The sequence below is a fragment of the Streptomyces sp. NPDC051913 genome (genome assembly GCF_044593635.1).
In the GTDB taxonomy this organism is placed as follows: domain Bacteria; phylum Actinomycetota; class Actinomycetes; order Streptomycetales; family Streptomycetaceae; genus Streptomyces.
In genome coordinates, this window is the sequence record NZ_JBIUCI010000001.1 from 626,409 (window position 1) to 642,339 (window position 15,931).

18 protein-coding genes are annotated in these 15,931 nt (G+C 70.9%); 12 read left to right on the plus strand and 6 right to left on the minus strand.

Annotated features, from left to right (window positions below):
* Nucleotides 1-6: 6 nt before the first annotated feature.
* A complete protein-coding gene (locus ACIHIX_RS02890) occupies nucleotides 7-648 on the minus strand; it encodes a PH domain-containing protein (protein WP_399949023.1) in 642 nt (213 codons plus the stop codon).
* A gap of 107 nt (nucleotides 649-755) precedes the next feature.
* Between ACIHIX_RS02890 and deoC the strand changes: the two genes are divergently transcribed.
* Genes deoC through ACIHIX_RS02905 form a run of 3 tightly spaced genes read left to right on the plus strand, consistent with a single transcriptional unit; the run spans nucleotide 756 to nucleotide 4,049 of the window.
* Complete coding sequence (gene deoC / locus ACIHIX_RS02895; protein ID WP_399949025.1) at nucleotides 756-1,721, plus strand: deoxyribose-phosphate aldolase; 966 nt, start codon at nucleotides 756-758, stop codon at nucleotides 1,719-1,721.
* A 5-nt stretch (nucleotides 1,722-1,726) separates the two neighbouring features.
* The gene (locus ACIHIX_RS02900; protein ID WP_399949027.1) at nucleotides 1,727-3,163 is read left to right on the plus strand and encodes an aldehyde dehydrogenase family protein; all 1,437 of its coding nucleotides are present in this window, start codon (nucleotides 1,727-1,729) and stop codon (nucleotides 3,161-3,163) included.
* Nucleotides 3,156-4,049 carry an aldehyde dehydrogenase family protein gene (locus tag ACIHIX_RS02905; protein ID WP_399949029.1) on the plus strand — a complete coding sequence of 298 codons (894 nt, stop codon included), beginning with the start codon at nucleotides 3,156-3,158 and terminating at the stop codon, nucleotides 4,047-4,049. The genes ACIHIX_RS02900 and ACIHIX_RS02905 overlap by 8 nt, the downstream gene beginning before the upstream one ends.
* A gap of 78 nt (nucleotides 4,050-4,127) precedes the next feature.
* Here the strand turns inward: ACIHIX_RS02905 and ACIHIX_RS02910 are convergent, their stop codons facing one another.
* Complete coding sequence (locus ACIHIX_RS02910) at nucleotides 4,128-4,535, minus strand: hypothetical protein (RefSeq protein WP_399949031.1); 408 nt, start codon at nucleotides 4,533-4,535, stop codon at nucleotides 4,128-4,130.
* Nucleotides 4,536-4,595: 60 nt separating this feature from the next.
* On the opposite strand from ACIHIX_RS02910, the gene ACIHIX_RS02915 reads away from it, so the two are divergent.
* Nucleotides 4,596-5,303 carry a uridine kinase gene (locus tag ACIHIX_RS02915; RefSeq protein ID WP_399949033.1) on the plus strand — a complete coding sequence of 236 codons (708 nt, stop codon included), beginning with the start codon at nucleotides 4,596-4,598 and terminating at the stop codon, nucleotides 5,301-5,303.
* 31 nt (nucleotides 5,304-5,334) lie between these two features.
* Nucleotides 5,335-5,664 (plus strand): DUF6281 family protein, encoded by a 330-nt coding sequence (locus ACIHIX_RS02920; RefSeq protein ID WP_399949035.1) that lies wholly within the window; start codon nucleotides 5,335-5,337, stop codon nucleotides 5,662-5,664.
* Between the two features lie 178 nt (nucleotides 5,665-5,842).
* On the opposite strand, the gene ACIHIX_RS02925 is transcribed toward ACIHIX_RS02920, so the two are convergent.
* Nucleotides 5,843-6,586, minus strand: coding sequence for a SigE family RNA polymerase sigma factor (locus ACIHIX_RS02925; protein ID WP_399949037.1), 744 nt, complete (start codon nucleotides 6,584-6,586; stop codon nucleotides 5,843-5,845).
* 242 nt (nucleotides 6,587-6,828) lie between these two features.
* Between ACIHIX_RS02925 and afsQ1 the strand changes: the two genes are divergently transcribed.
* The 5 genes from afsQ1 (at nucleotide 6,829) to ACIHIX_RS02950 (ending at nucleotide 10,905) form a co-directional block, all read left to right on the plus strand.
* Complete coding sequence (gene afsQ1 / locus ACIHIX_RS02930) at nucleotides 6,829-7,506, plus strand: two-component system response regulator AfsQ1 (RefSeq protein WP_013001223.1); 678 nt, start codon at nucleotides 6,829-6,831, stop codon at nucleotides 7,504-7,506.
* A complete protein-coding gene (locus tag ACIHIX_RS02935) occupies nucleotides 7,503-9,050 on the plus strand; it encodes an ATP-binding protein (RefSeq protein ID WP_399949039.1) in 1,548 nt (515 codons plus the stop codon). The genes afsQ1 and ACIHIX_RS02935 overlap by 4 nt, the downstream gene beginning before the upstream one ends.
* Entirely contained in the window at nucleotides 9,047-9,652 is a 606-nt protein-coding gene (locus ACIHIX_RS02940; RefSeq protein WP_399949041.1) for a hypothetical protein, read from the plus strand. Before ACIHIX_RS02935 ends, ACIHIX_RS02940 begins: the two co-directional genes overlap by 4 nt.
* 386 nt (nucleotides 9,653-10,038) lie before the next feature.
* Nucleotides 10,039-10,590 (plus strand): VanZ family protein, encoded by a 552-nt coding sequence (locus ACIHIX_RS02945; protein WP_399950035.1) that lies wholly within the window; start codon nucleotides 10,039-10,041, stop codon nucleotides 10,588-10,590.
* Between the two features lie 105 nt (nucleotides 10,591-10,695).
* A complete protein-coding gene (locus ACIHIX_RS02950; RefSeq protein WP_399949043.1) occupies nucleotides 10,696-10,905 on the plus strand; it encodes a PspC domain-containing protein in 210 nt (69 codons plus the stop codon).
* A gap of 77 nt (nucleotides 10,906-10,982) precedes the next feature.
* Here ACIHIX_RS02950 and ACIHIX_RS02955 read toward each other — a convergent pair whose 3' ends face one another.
* Nucleotides 10,983-11,342 (minus strand): ATP-binding protein, encoded by a 360-nt coding sequence (locus tag ACIHIX_RS02955; RefSeq protein WP_399949045.1) that lies wholly within the window; start codon nucleotides 11,340-11,342, stop codon nucleotides 10,983-10,985.
* Between the two features lie 139 nt (nucleotides 11,343-11,481).
* Nucleotides 11,482-12,645, minus strand: a complete 1,164-nt coding sequence (locus ACIHIX_RS02960) for an adenosine deaminase (protein ID WP_399949047.1) — start codon at nucleotides 12,643-12,645, stop codon at nucleotides 11,482-11,484.
* A gap of 113 nt (nucleotides 12,646-12,758) precedes the next feature.
* Here ACIHIX_RS02960 and ACIHIX_RS02965 point away from each other — a divergent pair, with 113 nt between their 5' ends.
* On the plus strand, nucleotides 12,759-13,520 hold the full coding sequence (locus ACIHIX_RS02965; protein ID WP_399949049.1) for an alpha/beta hydrolase: 762 nt from the start codon (nucleotides 12,759-12,761) through the stop codon (nucleotides 13,518-13,520).
* Nucleotides 13,521-13,546: 26 nt separating this feature from the next.
* On the opposite strand, the gene ACIHIX_RS02970 is transcribed toward ACIHIX_RS02965, so the two are convergent.
* The gene (locus ACIHIX_RS02970; RefSeq protein ID WP_399949051.1) at nucleotides 13,547-14,506 is read right to left on the minus strand and encodes a LysR family transcriptional regulator; all 960 of its coding nucleotides are present in this window, start codon (nucleotides 14,504-14,506) and stop codon (nucleotides 13,547-13,549) included.
* A gap of 63 nt (nucleotides 14,507-14,569) precedes the next feature.
* Here ACIHIX_RS02970 and ACIHIX_RS02975 point away from each other — a divergent pair, with 63 nt between their 5' ends.
* The gene (locus ACIHIX_RS02975; RefSeq protein ID WP_399949053.1) at nucleotides 14,570-15,838 is read left to right on the plus strand and encodes an MFS transporter; all 1,269 of its coding nucleotides are present in this window, start codon (nucleotides 14,570-14,572) and stop codon (nucleotides 15,836-15,838) included.
* The last annotated feature ends 93 nt before the right edge of the window (nucleotides 15,839-15,931 follow it).

The following is a 15,931-nucleotide window of genomic DNA, read 5'->3' on the forward strand; positions in this document are numbered from 1 at the left end:
CGTGGGTCAGCCCGTCGCGATGAGGATCGCCAGCAGCACCGCACCGGCCACCACCGGCGCCAGCACCTCGTACGCCCAGCGCACGGACACCTCGCCCTGCGCGCTCTCCGCCTTCTCCCGTGCCTCCCACAGCTCGCGGAGCTCGTCCATGACCTTGTCGGTCTCGGCGCGCAGCGGGCCGTCGGCGGCATCGGCGGCGGCAGCGGTGGAACCGGCGCCGGGGAAGCCGAGCCCGCCCGTTCCCCGGGAACGCCCGCCGCCGGACTCCGCCCGGGCCGTGCGCCGCGCCGCCTTCTTGCGGGCGCGCAGGGAGACCGGGATGGACCAGAGCTGGTACTTGGTGCCGGAGGCGGCGACGACCTCGTTGGAGTAGCTGGAGCGGAAGGCGGCGACCTGGCCCCAGGGCAGCACGATCACGCGGAACGGGTTGCGGACCCGCATCCGGTCCTCGTCGGCGAAGACGGCCGGGCGCAGGGTGAAGGCGGCGACCAGCGGGATCACCAGGATCATCGCGGCGAGCGCCAGCCAGGGCGTCCGGCCCGTGCCCTGGACCAGGGCGTCGATGCCGAGCCACACGGCGATGGCGAGCAGCAGCACGCCTCCGGCGATGGCCGCGGGTGAGCGGTAGATCCGGTCCTTGGTCGTCATGGGCCCGATTGTGCCCGACGGGTACGGCGACGCTCGTCAGTGGTGGGGCCCGATGCGACGAGCACTCGGGGCTGTACAGCCGCTACGCGCGTAGATATGCTCGGCTGGTGACCATGCCCACCACTGCATCTCCCGCACACGCTCTTACGGACGTGACCGCGTCCGACAGCACGCTGCGTCGCTTCCTCCACGGGCTGCCCGGCGTCGACGCGGTCGGCCTGGAGGCGCGCGCCGCGTCCCTCGGCACCCGTTCCATCAAGACCACCGCGAAGGCGTACGCCATCGACCTCGCCATCTCGATGGTCGATCTGACGACGCTGGAAGGCGCGGACACCCCGGGCAAGGTCCGGGCGCTCGGCGCCAAGGCGGTCCGCCCCGACCCGACCGACCGGACGACCCCCGCGACCGCGGCCGTCTGCGTCTATCCCGACATGGTGGCCGCCGCCAAGGAGGCCGTCGCCGGTTCGACCGTGAAGGTCGCCTCGGTCGCCACCGCCTTCCCGGCGGGTCGCGCGGCCCTGGCGGTGAAGCTCGCCGACGCCCGCGACGCGGTCGCCGCGGGCGCCGACGAGATCGACATGGTCATCGACCGCGGGGCGTTCCTCGCGGGCCACTACATGAAGGTGTACGACGAGATCGTCGCCGTGAAGGAGGCCTGCGGGACCAACGCCCGCCTCAAGGTCATCTTCGAGACCGGCGAGCTGTCGACGTACGACAACATCCGGCGGGCGAGCTGGCTCGGCATGCTGGCCGGCGCCGACTTCATCAAGACGTCCACCGGCAAGGTCGCGGTGAACGCGACCCCCGCGAACACCCTCCTGATGCTGGAGGCGGTCCGCGACTTCCGCGCCCAGACCGGGGTACAGGTGGGCGTGAAGCCCGCCGGCGGCATCAGGACGACCAAGGACGCCGTGAAGTTCCTCGTCCTGGTCAACGAGACCGTGGGCGAGGACTGGCTGGACAACCACTGGTTCCGCTTCGGCGCCTCCTCGCTCCTGAACGACCTGCTGATGCAGCGTCAGAAGCTGGCCACCGGCCGCTACTCCGGCCCCGACTACGTGACGGTGGACTGATCCACATGGCATCTGCATTCGAGTACGCACCGGCACCCGAGTCCCGCTCGGTCGTCGACATCGCGCCGTCCTACGGCCTGTTCATCGACGGTGAGTTCGTGGAGGCGGCCGACGGCAAGGTCTTCAAGACCGTCTCGCCGTCGACCGAGGAGGTCCTGTCGGAGATCGCCCGGGCGGGCGAGGCGGACGTCGACCGCGCGGTGGGGGCCGCCCGCAAGGCCTTCGAGAAGTGGTCGGCGCTGCCCGGCGCCGAGCGCGCCAAGTACCTGTTCCGCATCGCCCGGATCATCCAGGAGCGCAGCCGCGAACTGGCCGTCCTGGAGACCCTGGACAACGGCAAGCCGATCAAGGAGACCCGCGACGCCGACCTGCCCCTGGTCGCCGCGCACTTCTTCTACTACGCGGGCTGGGCCGACAAGCTCGACCACGCCGGCTTCGGTGCGACCCCGCGCCCCCTCGGCGTCGCGGGCCAGGTCATCCCGTGGAACTTCCCGCTGCTGATGCTGGCGTGGAAGATCGCCCCGGCACTGGCGACCGGCAACACGGTCGTCCTCAAGCCCGCCGAGACCACCCCCCTCTCGGCCCTGTTCTTCGCGGACATCTGCCGTCAGGCCGGTCTCCCCAAGGGCGTCGTCAACATCCTTCCGGGATACGGCGACACGGGCGCCGCGCTGGTGGCCCACCCCGACGTCGACAAGGTCGCCTTCACCGGCTCCACGGCCGTCGGCAAGCAGATCGCCCGCACGGTCGCGGGTACGTCGAAGAAGCTGACCCTGGAACTGGGCGGCAAGGGCGCGAACATCGTCTTCGACGACGCCCCGATCGACCAGGCGGTGGAGGGGATCGTCAACGGCATCTTCTTCAACCAGGGCCAGGTCTGCTGCGCGGGCTCCCGCCTCCTCGTCCAGGAGTCGATCCAGGACGAGCTGCTGGACTCCCTCAAGCGCCGTCTGTCCACGCTCCGTCTCGGCGACCCGCTGGACAAGAACACGGACATCGGCGCGATCAACTCCGAGGAGCAGCTGACCCGGATCACCTCGCTCGTCGAGGCGGGCGAGGCGGAGGGCGCCGAACGCTGGTCGCCCGCCTGCGAACTGCCCACCTCCGGCTACTGGTTCGCCCCGACGCTGTTCACGAACGTCACCCAGGCGCACACCATCGCGCGGGACGAGATCTTCGGCCCGGTGCTGTCCGTGCTGACCTTCCGTACCCCCGACGAGGCGGTGGCGAAGGCCAACAACAGCCAGTACGGCCTCTCCGCCGGCATCTGGACGGAGAAGGGCTCGCGGATCCTCGCCGTGGCCAACAAGCTGCGCGCGGGCGTCATCTGGTCCAACACGTTCAACAAGTTCGACCCGACCTCGCCGTTCGGCGGTTACAAGGAGTCGGGCTTCGGCCGCGAGGGCGGTCGGCACGGCCTGGAGGCATACCTCGATGTCTGACCGCAATGAGCGTCTGAGCGTCTTCAAGACCTACAAGCTGTACGTCGGCGGGAAGTTCCCGCGTTCCGAGAGCGGCCGGGTGTACGAGGTGACGGACTCGAAGGGCAACTGGCTGGCGAACGCGCCGCTTTCGTCCCGCAAGGACGCCCGTGACGCGGTCGTCGCCGCCCGCAAGGCGTTCGGCGGCTGGGCGGGCGCCACCGCCTACAACCGGGGCCAGATCCTGTACCGGATCGCGGAGATGCTGGAGGGCCGCAAGGCGCAGTTCGTGCGCGAAGTGGCCGACGCCGAAGGGCTGTCGAAGTCCAGGGCGGGCGACCAGGTCGACGCGGCGATCGACCGCTGGGTCTGGTACGCGGGCTGGACCGACAAGATCGCCCAGGTGATCGGCGGCGCCAACCCGGTGGCGGGCCCGTACTTCAACCTCTCCTCGCCGGAGCCGACGGGCGTCGTCACCGTGCTGGCCCCGCAGCAGTCGTCCTTCCTGGGCCTGGTCTCGGTCGTCGCCCCGGTCATCGCGACCGGCAACACGGCGATCGTGATCGCGAGCGAGAAGTCCCCGCTCCCCGCCCTCTCCCTCGGCGAGGTCCTGGCCACCTCGGACCTCCCCGGCGGTGTGGTCAACGTCCTGTCCGGCCGTACGGCGGAGATCGCGACGCCGCTCGCCGCGCACCAGGACGTCAACGCGATCGATCTGGCCGGCGCCGACGACGTACTGGCGAAGGAACTGGAGATCGCGGCGGCGGACAACCTGAAGCGGGTTCTCCGTCCACAGGCTGTGGATTACGCGGCGACTCCCGGGATCGACCGCATGACGGCGTTCCTGGAGACGAAGACGGTCTGGCACCCCACGGGTTCGCTGGGCGCGTCGGGCTCCTCCTACTGAGGGTCTTCCGAGACCGGAGAGCCGCGTCTCCCCTCCGTCCGGGGGAGACGCGGCTCTCCGCTGCGCCCGGCGGTGGTCTCAGCCGTTGCCCAGCAGCCCCGTGACCTGTCCGACCACCGGCATGCTCCCGATGGACTGCGCCTGCGCGACGGGCGCGGTCAGCATCTGCGTGGCCACCGGCTGGAAGTCGGCGATCTGCGTGCCGAGTCCGTTGTCGAGGGGGTCGACACCGGTACCGGCAAGGGGGTTGGGCTTGAGGCCGGCGACCGGGCCGGTGACATAGCCGACCGTGTTCGTCAGGCCCTGGAGGCCCGCCTGCGGGTCGATCCGGCCCAGCGAGGTGGGGCGGGTGTGCACCAGCTCGTCGACCGGCTGGGTGTCCGCGGCGGCCGACGCGGCGCCTGCGCCCAGGGCCACGCCCGCGGTCGCGAGGGCGGCCAGCGCGCGCTGGGCGGTGGGGGTGGAGGAGGACGCGTGTCGGGCCATTGCTGCTGCCACCTTCGACTTGCACAGGGTAATCAGGTCGACACGAAGGGTAGTTGACGTGTGACGCGCGCTTCAAAGCCGACCCGCGGGGTCGTTGAACAGCAGGTGAATGCCGCACACTGGTGTCCCGTGAGTTCCCCTTCGTCCATACCGACGCGAGTCGTGCTGCTCTGCGGCCCCTCCGGCTCCGGCAAGTCCCTTCTCGCGGCCCGCTCCGGCCTCCCGGTGCTGCGCCTCGACGACTTCTACAAGGAGGGCGACGACCCGACGCTGCCGCTGGTGGCGGGGAGCTCCGACATCGACTGGGACCACCCGCAGTCGTGGGACGCGGACGCGGCGGTGGCGGCCATCGCCGAACTGTGCCGCACGGGCCGTACGGACGTCCCGCAGTACGACATCTCGCTGAGCGCCATCACCGGCGCCGAGACCGTCGACATCGGCCGGACCCCGCTGTTCATCGCGGAGGGCATCTTCGCCGCCGAGATCGTCACCCGCTGCCGGGAGGCCGGCGTCCTCGCCGACGCGCTGTGCCTGAGCCGCGGTCCCTTGCAGACATTCCGCCGCCGCTTCCTGCGGGACCTCAAGGAGGGCCGCAAGTCGGTGCCGTTCCTGCTCCGCCGCGGCTGGCGGCTGATGCGTCTGGAGCGCACGATCATCACCCGGCAGACCGCCCTCGGCGCCCACGCCTGCGACAAGGACGAGGCGCTGGGCCGGCTGGCGGCAGCGGCGGCGGGACGCCGTCCGGCGGCTTCGACGCAGGCGGGCTGAACGACTGCGGCGCCTCCACCGTCGTAGGACCATGACGACGATCAGATGTGGAGCACTGCTGGTGACGGCCGCGATGCTGGCCCTGGCCGGATGCGCGGAGTCGGGCGGCGGCTCGGCCTCCTGCTCGGGACTGGTGAACTACGACGGGCGGGGCTATCTGCCCACCGAGAAGTCCGTCTTCACTGTCGGCGAGCGCCTGGGTACCGCCACGGTCGAGGCCTGCGACGACACCGGGGACGGCGTGGACAACGGCTCTGCCGAGCGGCGGACGGGCGCGTACGCCATCGAGGGGGTGGACCCCGCCGAGAGTGTCGCCGTGGGGGACACCCCCGCCGACGCGGCTCCCATGACGGCCCGCTGACCGCACACCAAAGCGGGACTGGACGGACCCCCCGGCCCTCCAGCCCCGCTTCTTGGTGCTCCCCCGTACTTTCCCCCGTGGTGCTTCCCCCCGTGCGGCGACCCCCCGGTCACCGCTCCCCCGTGTTGCCGCGCCACCCCGCTACCGCTTCCCCCGTGGTGGCGCTTCCCCCCCACCCTCAGGCGACAAGCTCCCCGAAGGCGTTCTGCTCGTCACGGTCGTGGCTGAGGACCTCGTCCTCGCGCAGCCGGCGGAGCGACCGCCAGATGCTGCTCTTGACCGTGCCGACACTGATGTCGAGGATCTCCGCGATCTCCGGGTCGGTGCGGCCCTCGTAGTAGCGCAGGACCAGCATCGTGCGCTGGAGTTCGGGCAGCCGGGCCAGCGCCTGCCACAGGACCGCGCGCAGTTCGGTGCCGCGCATCGCGTCCGTGTCGCCGGGCGTCTCCGGCAGTTCCTCGGTCGGGTACTCGTTCAGCTTGCGGCGGCGCCACGCGCTGATGTGCAGATTGGTCATGGTGCGGCGGAGGTAGCCCCCGACCGCGGCCTTGTCACTGATCCGGTCCCATGCCTTGTACGTCGAGAACAGCGCACTCTGGAGCAGGTCCTCGGCCTCGAAGCGGTCACCGGTGAGGTGGTAGGCGGTTGCGTACAGGGAGGCGCGGCGCTCCTGGACGTAGGCGGTGAACTCCGCCTCCGACAGCGAACGACGCTCCCCCGAGCCCTCCCCGTACGCGGCTCCCCCGTGCGTTTCCCCCGTGAAACCGTCAACCACCGTCATGTACGCGGTGTGCTGACGCCCGGCGCCGCGAGCGCACCCCCGCCCGCTCACGGCACCGGACTTCTCGGAACCCCGGCCCCCGTTCACGTCGTGCAGACGCGTGATCACTGCGCTGGTGCTGTTGCTGTGCAGCGTGTTCATCTCGCGCCCCCCGTCGTGGACTTCCGGTGTTCGGCTTGTTGCGTGGTGCTCGGCTTCTTGCTTCCTTGCCTGTGCCGAGAAGCTTGCCCTCGCACCTTCATGGCCGTGTCCGCCGACTGTCACAGACCTGTCACAGGGCCTTGTCTCAGGAATCGCACAGGCCGATCACCGAGAGCAGCGGTATGTGCACGTACCCGTACAGGTGTCGAAACCCCACCCCACCATGGGCCAGAATGAGCCCCGTGCCTTCCCTGTTGCTGATCGAGGACGACGACGCCATCCGTACGGCCCTGGAGCTGTCTCTGACGCGCCAGGGTCACCGGGTTGCCACGGCTGCCACCGGTGAGGACGGTCTGAAGCTGCTGCGCGAGCAGCGGCCGGACCTGATCGTGCTGGATGTGATGCTGCCCGGCATCGACGGGTTCGAGGTGTGCCGGCGCATCCGGCGCACGGACCAGTTGCCGATCATTCTGCTGACCGCGCGCAGCGACGACATCGATGTGGTCGTCGGTCTGGAGTCCGGAGCCGACGACTATGTCGTCAAACCCGTGCAGGGCCGGGTGCTCGACGCCCGGATCCGTGCCGTGCTGCGGCGCGGCGAGCGCGAGGCGAACGACGCGGCGACGTTCGGCAGTCTGGTCATCGACCGTGCCGCCATGACCGTCACCAAGAACGGCGAGGACCTTCAGCTCACGCCGACCGAGCTGCGGCTGCTGCTGGAGCTGAGCCGGCGGCCCGGTCAGGCGCTCTCCCGGCAGCAACTCCTGCGCCTGGTCTGGGAACACGACTACCTCGGTGACTCACGGCTCGTCGACGCGTGTGTGCAGCGGCTGCGCGCCAAGGTCGAGGACGTGCCGTCCTCCCCGACCCTGATCCGTACGGTCCGTGGTGTCGGCTACCGGCTGGACACGCCTCAGTGACAGCACCGCAAGGGGGGGTCCGCGGCTGGGCCGCGGCTCGCAAGGGACATCTGTCGCGGCTGCGTTTCACCAGTCTGCGGCTCCGGCTCGTCGTCGTCTTCGGTCTCGTCGCGCTCACCGCCGCCGTGTCCGCGTCCGGGATCGCGTACTGGCTCAACCGCGAGGCGGTCCTCACCCGCACCCAGGACGCGGTGCTGCGGGACTTCCAGCAGGAGATGCAGAACCGCGCGGGCCTGCTGCGCGCCCGTCCGGAACAGTACGAACTCCAGCGCACCGCCCGGGAGATGGCGACCAGCAGTCAGCGCTTCAGCGTGCTGCTCGTCGCGCAGAACACGGCCGGCGAGGACGTGTCCGCCAACTCCGGTGCCCTGAACGGCTTCTCGCTCCAGGACGTGCCCAAGTCGCTGCGTACGGCGGTGGGCGAGGAGCAGAAGGTCGACTCCCACAACAAGTACGCGTACCACCTGTACTGGCAGCGGGTGGTGGAGGACGGCACCCCATATCTGGTGGCCGGTACGAAGGTCATCAACGGCGGCACCACCGGGTACATGCTCAAGTCCCTGGAGCCGGAGGCGAAGGACCTCAACTCGCTCGCCTGGTCGCTCGGTATCGCCACCGGTCTCGCGCTGATCGGCTCGGCGCTGCTCGCGCAGGCCGCCGCCACGACCGTACTGAAGCCGGTGCACCGGCTCGGTGTCGCCGCGCGCAGGCTCGGCGAGGGCAAGCTCGACACGCGCCTGCGGGTGTCGGGCACGGACGAACTCGCGGATCTGTCACGGACGTTCAACGACGCGGCCGAGGCGCTGGAGAAACGGGTCGACGACATGGCCGCGCGGGACGAGGCGTCCCGGCGGTTCGTGGCGGACATGAGCCATGAACTCCGTACGCCGCTCACCGCGATCACCGCCGTGACGGAGATCCTGGAGGAGGAGCTGGAGGCGGAGTCGGGGTCGATGGACCCGATGATCGAGCCGGCGGTTCGGCTCGTCGTCAGTGAGACGCGGCGCCTCAACGACCTGGTCGAGAACCTCATGGAGGTCACCCGCTTCGACGCGGGCACCGCCCGTCTGGTCCTCGACGACGTCGACGTGGCCGACCAGATCACCGCCTGCATCGACGCCCGGGCCTGGCTGGACGCGGTCGACCTGGACGCCGAGCGCGGCATCCACGCCCGTCTCGACCCGCGCCGGCTCGACGTCATCCTCGCCAATCTCATCGGCAACGCGCTCAAGCACGGCGGCTCGCCGGTGCGGGTCGCGGTGCGTACCGCGGACTCCGAGGTCGTCATCGAGGTGCGCGACCACGGGCCCGGCATCCCCGAGGACGTCCTGCCGCACGTCTTCGACCGCTTCTACAAGGCGAGCGCCTCGCGCCCCCGTTCCGAGGGCAGCGGACTCGGCCTCTCCATCGCCCTGGAGAACGCCCACATCCACGGCGGCGAGATCACCGCCGCCAACTCCCCCGAGGGCGGCGCGGTGTTCACCCTGCACCTGCCCAGGGACGCGTCGGAACTGGCGCGGGAGGGCGAGGAGAAGAAGAGTTGACGAACCTAAGACGCCTCCTCGCGCTGCCGGCGCTGGCCGCGCTGCTCACCGGATGCGGCATCCGGGCCACCGAGGTCCCGACGGACTTCGGCCCCGCCCCGTCCCGGGTGGCCTGTTCCGCCTCCTCGCCGGACATCTCGACCCAGTCCTCGCGGGGGCTGCCCGTGCAGGTGTTCCTGCTGTGCGGTTCGTCGCTGGTGGCCGTCGACCGGACGGTGAGCGTCGAGGACGGTACGCCGGACTCGCGGCGCCGGGTCGAGGTCGCGCAGGAGCTGCTCAACCAGCTCGCGGCGGCGCCCTCGACCGCCGAGCGGGAGGCCGGGTACACCACCACGGTCCGCGACGGCATGACGGTGAGCGGACCGCACCCCGACGACCCCGAGGACACCCTGAGGCTCAGCTTCCCGCCGGACGCGCTCACGGACTCCGCCCTCGCCCAGATCGTCTGCACCTTCTCCGACTCCGCGGCGGCCGAGGGCGACGGCTCGGTCATCCTCGGCGGCCCGGACAAGGCCCCACTGCGCGCCTACGAGTGCACGGACGACGTCCGCACCGACCCGAACCACGAGAAACCCCCGTCGTCGGAGGTCACGGAGGGCTGACGAACGCACGAGGACGGCCGGTCGAGGGCCGGCGGTCGACCAGTGGGCGGCGGCGGTGGCTCGCGGCGGGTCGGCGGAACGGCACTCGGCGGGCGAGGGACGGGCAAGAGGCCTGCGGATCGAGCCCCTCGCGAGCGGCCGACGCACGGCACCTCGCGGCGGCTGATGAGCGACGGCTGACGGCTGGGCGGACTGGCGTCAGGCGGCTCGCGGCTCACGGCGGGCGGTCGGCGGGCCGTCGAGGGACCGGGCTGGCGGTCCGCGGGTGGGTGGCGCTCGTGGGCTGGCTCGTGTCAGGGGGCGGTGTGGAGCTGTGTCGCACGCCTCACCCAGGCGTATCCGGGGGTTCCGGAACCGATCGCGTCGGGAGCGGCGTCATGGGGGGCGTGCAGCGTCAAGGCTTCATCGGCGGCAACGCCGCGATCCGTGTCCGTGCGGCAGGGGGTGTCCTCCTCGTCGCACACCTCGCGTTCGTCGCCTGGTTCACGCTGCGTCCACTGGACGTGCCCTGGGTGATGCCGCCCAATCTGACGCCGCTCGCCGGTATCCGGGCCGACCTGGCCCTGGGGTGGCCCGGGGCGGCCCGGCGGATCGCCGAGGGCCTGGTCCTGCTGGCCCCGCTCGGCGTCCTGCTCCCGGCGGCCCACGGCAGGCTGGAGGCGTCCCCGCTGGGGTCCCTGATCCGTACGGCGGCCGCCGGCTCCCTCGTCTCCCTGGGCGTCCTGCTCCTCCAGACCGGCGTGCCCGGCCGGGTCCCGGACGTCGACTCCCTGCTCCTCAACACGGTCGGCGTGATGCTCGCCCACCTCGCTGTCGTGCCCGTGTCCCGTTCCTGGCTGCGCCGCCGCTTCGAGCGCCACGCGCGGGCCGCCGTCCCGCAGGAGGAAGCGGCTCAGGGTCGAACCCCGACGTTTCCCAGGGTCGGAATCGCACCGTAGAGCGACGCTTTGCCCCCTTCGTCTCCGTAGCGTTGATGGCAGATGAGGCACCCGGAAGAACCCGGACGAGAAGCCTCTGACCCGACGCTCACGAAGGAGCAGCTGATGAACCGCCTCGCCCGCCCCACCCACGGCCGCATGATCGGCGGAGTGTGCGCCGCGCTGGCTCGGCGCTTCGGCACCTCGGCGACCACGATGCGGGTGATCTTCCTGCTCTCGTGTCTGCTGCCCGGCCCGCAGTTCCTGCTCTACATAGCCCTGTGGATCCTGTTCCCCTCCGAGGGCAAGGCCGGCGGGACGCAGGCCGCCTGGTAACTCCGGCCCGTACGTACGCCGATGGGGCGCAGCCCGGATCAAGGGTTGCGCCCCATCGGGGCGTTCGAGGGCGCCGCTCAGCCCAGCGGAAGACCGTTCAGCGGCAGGCCGTGCGTGGGCAGACCGGTCTGGCCGACCGGCAGACCGCCGAGCAGGCCCGCGACCGGCGCCGTCGGACCGTCGGCGAGCACCTTCTGGGCGGCCGGCTGCACGGCGGACAGGCCCGAGGCGACGGCCGGCTGCGCCTGCGACAGGGCCTCACCGGCACCGGGCAGCGCCTGGGCGACGTTCTCCGCCGGGAGCGTCTTGGTGACGGTGTCCAGGGCCTGGGAGGCGTCCGGGACGGCCGGGGCGGCGCTGGCGGCACCCGCACCGGCGGCGGCGAAGGCGGCACCGAGGGCGGCGACACCGAGGGTCTTGGCAGCAGACTGCTTCATGAAATTGCGTCCTCGAAATGGGATGACGGGGTGTGAGCGGTCCACGACCGTAAACACGCCAGGCCACCCGCCGCAAACATCGAAATGCGGACGGATTGTGAATACCCGTCCGCATTCCGAGGTGCGCAATATCCCCCGATCAGCCCTCTTCCGCTACAGAACCGCTGGTGGAGGCGGTCTGCTGGAACAGCCATTCGGACTTCAGCTCGGCATATCCGGGCTTGATGACGTCATTGATCATCGCCAGTCGTTCATCGAAAGGAATGAACGCTGATTTCATCGCATTGACGGAGAACCACTGCATGTCGTCGAGCGTGTAGCCGAACGCCCCGACCAGGTGCTCGAATTCCCGGCTCATGCTGGTGCCGGACATCAGCCGGTTGTCGGTGTTCACGGTGGCCCGGAAGTGCAGCCGCCGCAGCAGCCCGATGGGGTGCTCGGCGTAGGAGGCGGCGGCCCCGGTCTGGAGGTTGGAGCTCGGGCACAGCTCCAGCGGGATCCGCTTGTCGCGGACGTAGGAGGCGAGCCGGCCGAGCTTCACGCTCCCGTCGTCCCGCACCTCGATGTCGTCGATGATCCGCACCCCGTGCCCGAGCCGGTCGGCGCCGCACCACTGGAGCGCCTGCCAGATCGACGGCAGCCCGAAGGCCTCTCCGGCGTGGATGGTGAAGTGGTTGTTCTCCCGCTTGAGGTACTCGAAGGCGTCGAGGTGCCGGGTGGGCGGGAACCCGGCCTCCGCGCCCGCGATGTCGAATCCGACGACGCCCAGGTCGCGGTAGCGGTTGGCGAGCTCGGCGATCTCCAGCGCACGGGCGGCGTGCCGCATGGCGGTGAGCAGAGCGCCCACGCGGATGCGGTACCCGTCCTCCCGGGCCCGCCGCTCGCCTTCCCGGAAGCCCTCGTTGACGGCCTCGACGACCTCTTCGAGGGTCAGCCCCTTCTCCAGGTGCTGCTCGGGCGCGTACCGCACCTCGGCGTAGACGACCCCGTCCGCGGCGAGGTCCTCGGCGCACTCGGCGGCGACCCGCACCAGCGCGTCCCGCGTCTGCATGACACCGACGGTGTGCGAGAAGGTCTCCAAGTACCGTTCCAGCGAACCGGAGTCGGCGGCCTCGCGGAACCAGATGCCGAGCTTGTCGGCGTCGTGCTCGGGGAGTTGGCCGTACCCGGTCTCCCGGGCGAGCTCGACGATCGTGCCGGGACGCAGCCCGCCGTCGAGGTGATCGTGCAGCAGAACCTTGGGCGCCCGGCGGATCTGGTCCGAGCTCGGGGTGTTCCCCATCCGGTCAGTCTGGCTCGTCATTTCCGCACTCTAACTCCTACGCGCGTAGATCGCGCGGTGTACAACACCGCCGATACGTAACGGTGACCGCCCCGACGGGTGGCGTACACCCTTGCTTCTGACACTGTTCTGTCATGGCACAGCAATCGACGCCGGTTCGCACGGCCCGGCTGGGGCGGGCACCGGGTCCGGAACCGACGGCGGTGAGCGGGGTGGTGCTGCTGCTCCCCGGCGGCGAGGAGACCTCCGAACGCCGGCCGTCCCCCATGCTGGCGAACGCCTCCGTCCGCGCCCTCGGCCGCAGGCTGACCCGCGCGGGCCGGGAGGACGGTCTGGCCACGCATGTCGTCCACTACCGCTATCGCGGCTGGAACGGCTCGGAGGCCCATCTGGCGCGGGACGCCGCATGGGCGGCGGACGAGGTCGTACGACGCTACGGCGACGTCTCCGTGTGCCTCGCCGGGGTCGGCATGGGCGGACGCGCGGCGCTCCACGCGGGCGGGCACGAAGCCGTCAACTCCGTGGTGGCGCTTGCTCCTTGGCTGCCGGAGGAGGATGTGGCGGCGGCACCCGAACCGGTGAAGCAGCTCGTGGGACGGCGGGTGCTGGTCGTGCACGGCACGCATGACGAACGTACGGACCCGGAGCTGTCGTTCCGGCTCGCGTCGCGGGCGAAGAAGGCGAACCGGGATGTGTGCCGGTTCGAAGTGCACGCCGATGGACACGGGTTGCGGCAGTACCGGGACGAAGTCCTGGCGTTGGCCGAGGATTTCGTGATGGGGGCGTTGTTCGGGAGGCCGTTGTCGCGGCCCGTGGAGGACGCGCTCGCCGCTCCGCCGCCGTTGGGGTTGCGGATGCCGTTGGCTTCTGGGTTCGGGCGGTCCTTGCGGCGGTAGCCGCGAAGAGACGCAGCCCCGCTCCCCTAGGGCAACAAGCTTCCCCTTCTTGAGAGCAGGAACTTCTTGAAGGCGGCCACCGGTGGGGTGTCCGGGTGGCCGTCCAGCCATGCAACGCCGATCTCCCGTACCGCCCTTGGAGCCGTGACCGTCAGTTCCGCCACCCCCGGGCGGGCCACGGCCGGCGGCGGGAGCAGGGCCACCCCCAGACCCGCCGCCACCAGGCCCCTCAGGGTTTCCGCCTCCTCCCCCTCGAAGGCGACCCTCGGGCGGAAGCCTGCCTCCTTGCACAGGTCGTCGGTGATTCGGCGCAGGCCGTAGCCCGGCTCCAGGGTCACGAAGGTCTCGTCGGCGGCCTCGGCGAGGCGGACGCGTTTGCGGGAGGCGAGGGGGTGGTCGGCGGGGACGACGAGGCGGAGCTTCTGCTCGTCCAGGCGGCGGGCCACGAGGTCGGGAGCGTCCGGCACCGGGGAGGTGAGGCAGAGGTCCAGCTCGCCGGCCCTGAGCCGTTCGATCATCGCCTCGCCGTAGTTCTGGACGAGGCTGAAACGGACGCGCGGGTGGTCGGCGCGGAAGGCGCGGATCAGGCCGGGGACCGTCTCCGAACCCATGGTGTGCAGGAAGCCGAAGGCGACCTTGCCGGTGGCCGGGTCGGCGTCGGCGCGGACCTCCTCGGCGGCGCGGTCGATCTCGGCGAGGGCGCGTTCGACGTGCTGGAGGAAGGCGCGGCCGGACGGCGTGAGGGAGACCGTGCGGCCGATGCGGGCGAACAGGTCGACGCCCAGGTCCTGTTCGAGGCGGACCATCGCGCGGGAGAGCGTGGACTGGGGGACGTTCATCTCCAGGGCGGCCCGGGTGACGTGCTCGGTGCGGGCGACCCCGGCGAAGTAGGCGAGCCGCGGGGCCAGCAGCAGCGACATCTCGGTCATGTCTTCTGTGTCACTGGACGGTGACACACGGGGCTGTGAGCTGGGTTGATGCACCATGGGAACGATTATGGCCAGTTCATGCATTGGACGCATCAACGCAGGTGGTCGTAGCTTCGACTCATGCCTGCCAGTACCGAGGCGTCCACCACCCGCGTGGGCGCCGACCCCGTCGTTCCTGTCGTCGACTCCCGTATGTCCCCGGGCGGCCCCGGCTACCGCCGGATGAGCTTCGCCCTCTTCCTCGCCGGTGTCGCGACCTTCGCCCTCCTGTACTCCACGCAGGCCCTGCTGCCGCTGATCTCCGACGAGTTCGGGGTGGCGGCGAGCGACGCCAGCTGGACGGTGGCGGCGGCCACGGGCGGGCTCGCGCTCTTCGTCCTGCCGATGAGCGCGCTTTCCGAGCGGTTCGGACGGCGTACGGTCATGACGGCCTCGCTGGCGGTGGCGGTGACGGTCGGTCTGCTGGTCCCGCTGGCTCCCTCGCTGCCGGCGCTGGTCGTGCTGCGGGCGGTACAGGGCGCGGCGCTGGCCGGACTGCCCGCCTCCGCGACCGCCTATCTGGCGGAGGAGGTCAGGCCCAAGGCCCTGATCACGGCCATCGGCCTGTTCGTCGCGGGCAACAGTGTCGGCGGGATGAGCGGCCGGGTCATCACCGGGTGGGTGGCTCAGGAATGGGGCTGGAGGGCAGCCCTCGGCGTGATCGGAGTGATCGCCGTCGGGTGCGCGGTGGCGTTCCGGCTGCTGCTGCCGGCGCCGAAGCACTTCGTCGCGGGGTCGCTGCGGCCGAGGGTGCTGGTGGAGACGGTCCGCGACCACCTCTCCAACCCCCTGCTGCGTCGGCTGTACGCGATCGGCGCGCTGTTCATGACCGTCTTCGGCGGGGTGTACACGGTGATCGGCTACCGGCTGACGGAGGCACCGTTCGGGCTGCCGCAGGGTGTCATCGGCTCGATCTTCCTGATCTACCTGGTGGGCACGGTCTCGGCGTCGACGGCCGGCCGGCTGGTGGGCCGCCTCGGCCGCCGGGGTGCGCTGTACGCGGCGGGCGCGACGACCACGGCGGGCCTGCTCCTGTCGCTGGCCGACTCCCTCGTCCTGGTCCTGCTGGGCCTGGTCCTGATCACGGGCGGCTTCTTCGCGGGGCACGCGGTGGCGTCCTCGGCGGTGAGCAAGACGGCGACGGAGGGTCGTGCCCAGGCCTCGGCGCTGTACCAGTCGGCGTACTACATCGGCTCCAGCGCGGGCAGCACGGTCGGCGCGATCGCCTTCCACGCGGGCGGCTGGGCCGGGACGGTCGGAGTCGGCCTCCTGGCGGTGTTCGGCGTGGTCACGATCACGCTCCTCGGTACGCGTGCGGCTCGCGTGCAGCAGCGGCTCCTGACGGCGTGAGCCGCCCGTCCCACTCCCCCTGTCTTCCCCCTGGTCGAGGTCGGTCGGCCAGGGGGATCGGCCTTTTTCTCGCCCCCGGGGCTGAGGAACCCA

Bases quoted from the DNA above. Each gene is read 5' to 3' on its own strand.
- ACIHIX_RS02890 (WP_399949023.1), bottom strand. From the start codon at position 648: ATGACGACCAAGGACCGGATCTACCGCTCACCCGCGGCCATCGCCGGA.
- ACIHIX_RS02900 (WP_399949027.1), top strand. From the start codon at position 1,727: ATGGCATCTGCATTCGAGTACGCACCGGCACCCGAGTCCCGCTCGGTC.
- ACIHIX_RS02905 (WP_399949029.1), top strand. From the start codon at position 3,156: ATGTCTGACCGCAATGAGCGTCTGAGCGTCTTCAAGACCTACAAGCTG.
- ACIHIX_RS02910 (WP_399949031.1), bottom strand. From the start codon at position 4,535: ATGGCCCGACACGCGTCCTCCTCCACCCCCACCGCCCAGCGCGCGCTG.
- ACIHIX_RS02920 (WP_399949035.1), top strand. From the start codon at position 5,335: ATGACGACGATCAGATGTGGAGCACTGCTGGTGACGGCCGCGATGCTG.
- ACIHIX_RS02925 (WP_399949037.1), bottom strand. From the start codon at position 6,586: ATGAACACGCTGCACAGCAACAGCACCAGCGCAGTGATCACGCGTCTG.
- ACIHIX_RS02950 (WP_399949043.1), top strand. From the start codon at position 10,696: ATGAACCGCCTCGCCCGCCCCACCCACGGCCGCATGATCGGCGGAGTG.
- ACIHIX_RS02955 (WP_399949045.1), bottom strand. From the start codon at position 11,342: ATGAAGCAGTCTGCTGCCAAGACCCTCGGTGTCGCCGCCCTCGGTGCC.
- ACIHIX_RS02960 (WP_399949047.1), bottom strand. From the start codon at position 12,645: ATGACGAGCCAGACTGACCGGATGGGGAACACCCCGAGCTCGGACCAG.
- ACIHIX_RS02965 (WP_399949049.1), top strand. From the start codon at position 12,759: ATGGCACAGCAATCGACGCCGGTTCGCACGGCCCGGCTGGGGCGGGCA.
- ACIHIX_RS02970 (WP_399949051.1), bottom strand. From the start codon at position 14,506: ATGGTGCATCAACCCAGCTCACAGCCCCGTGTGTCACCGTCCAGTGAC.
- ACIHIX_RS02975 (WP_399949053.1), top strand. From the start codon at position 14,570: ATGCCTGCCAGTACCGAGGCGTCCACCACCCGCGTGGGCGCCGACCCC.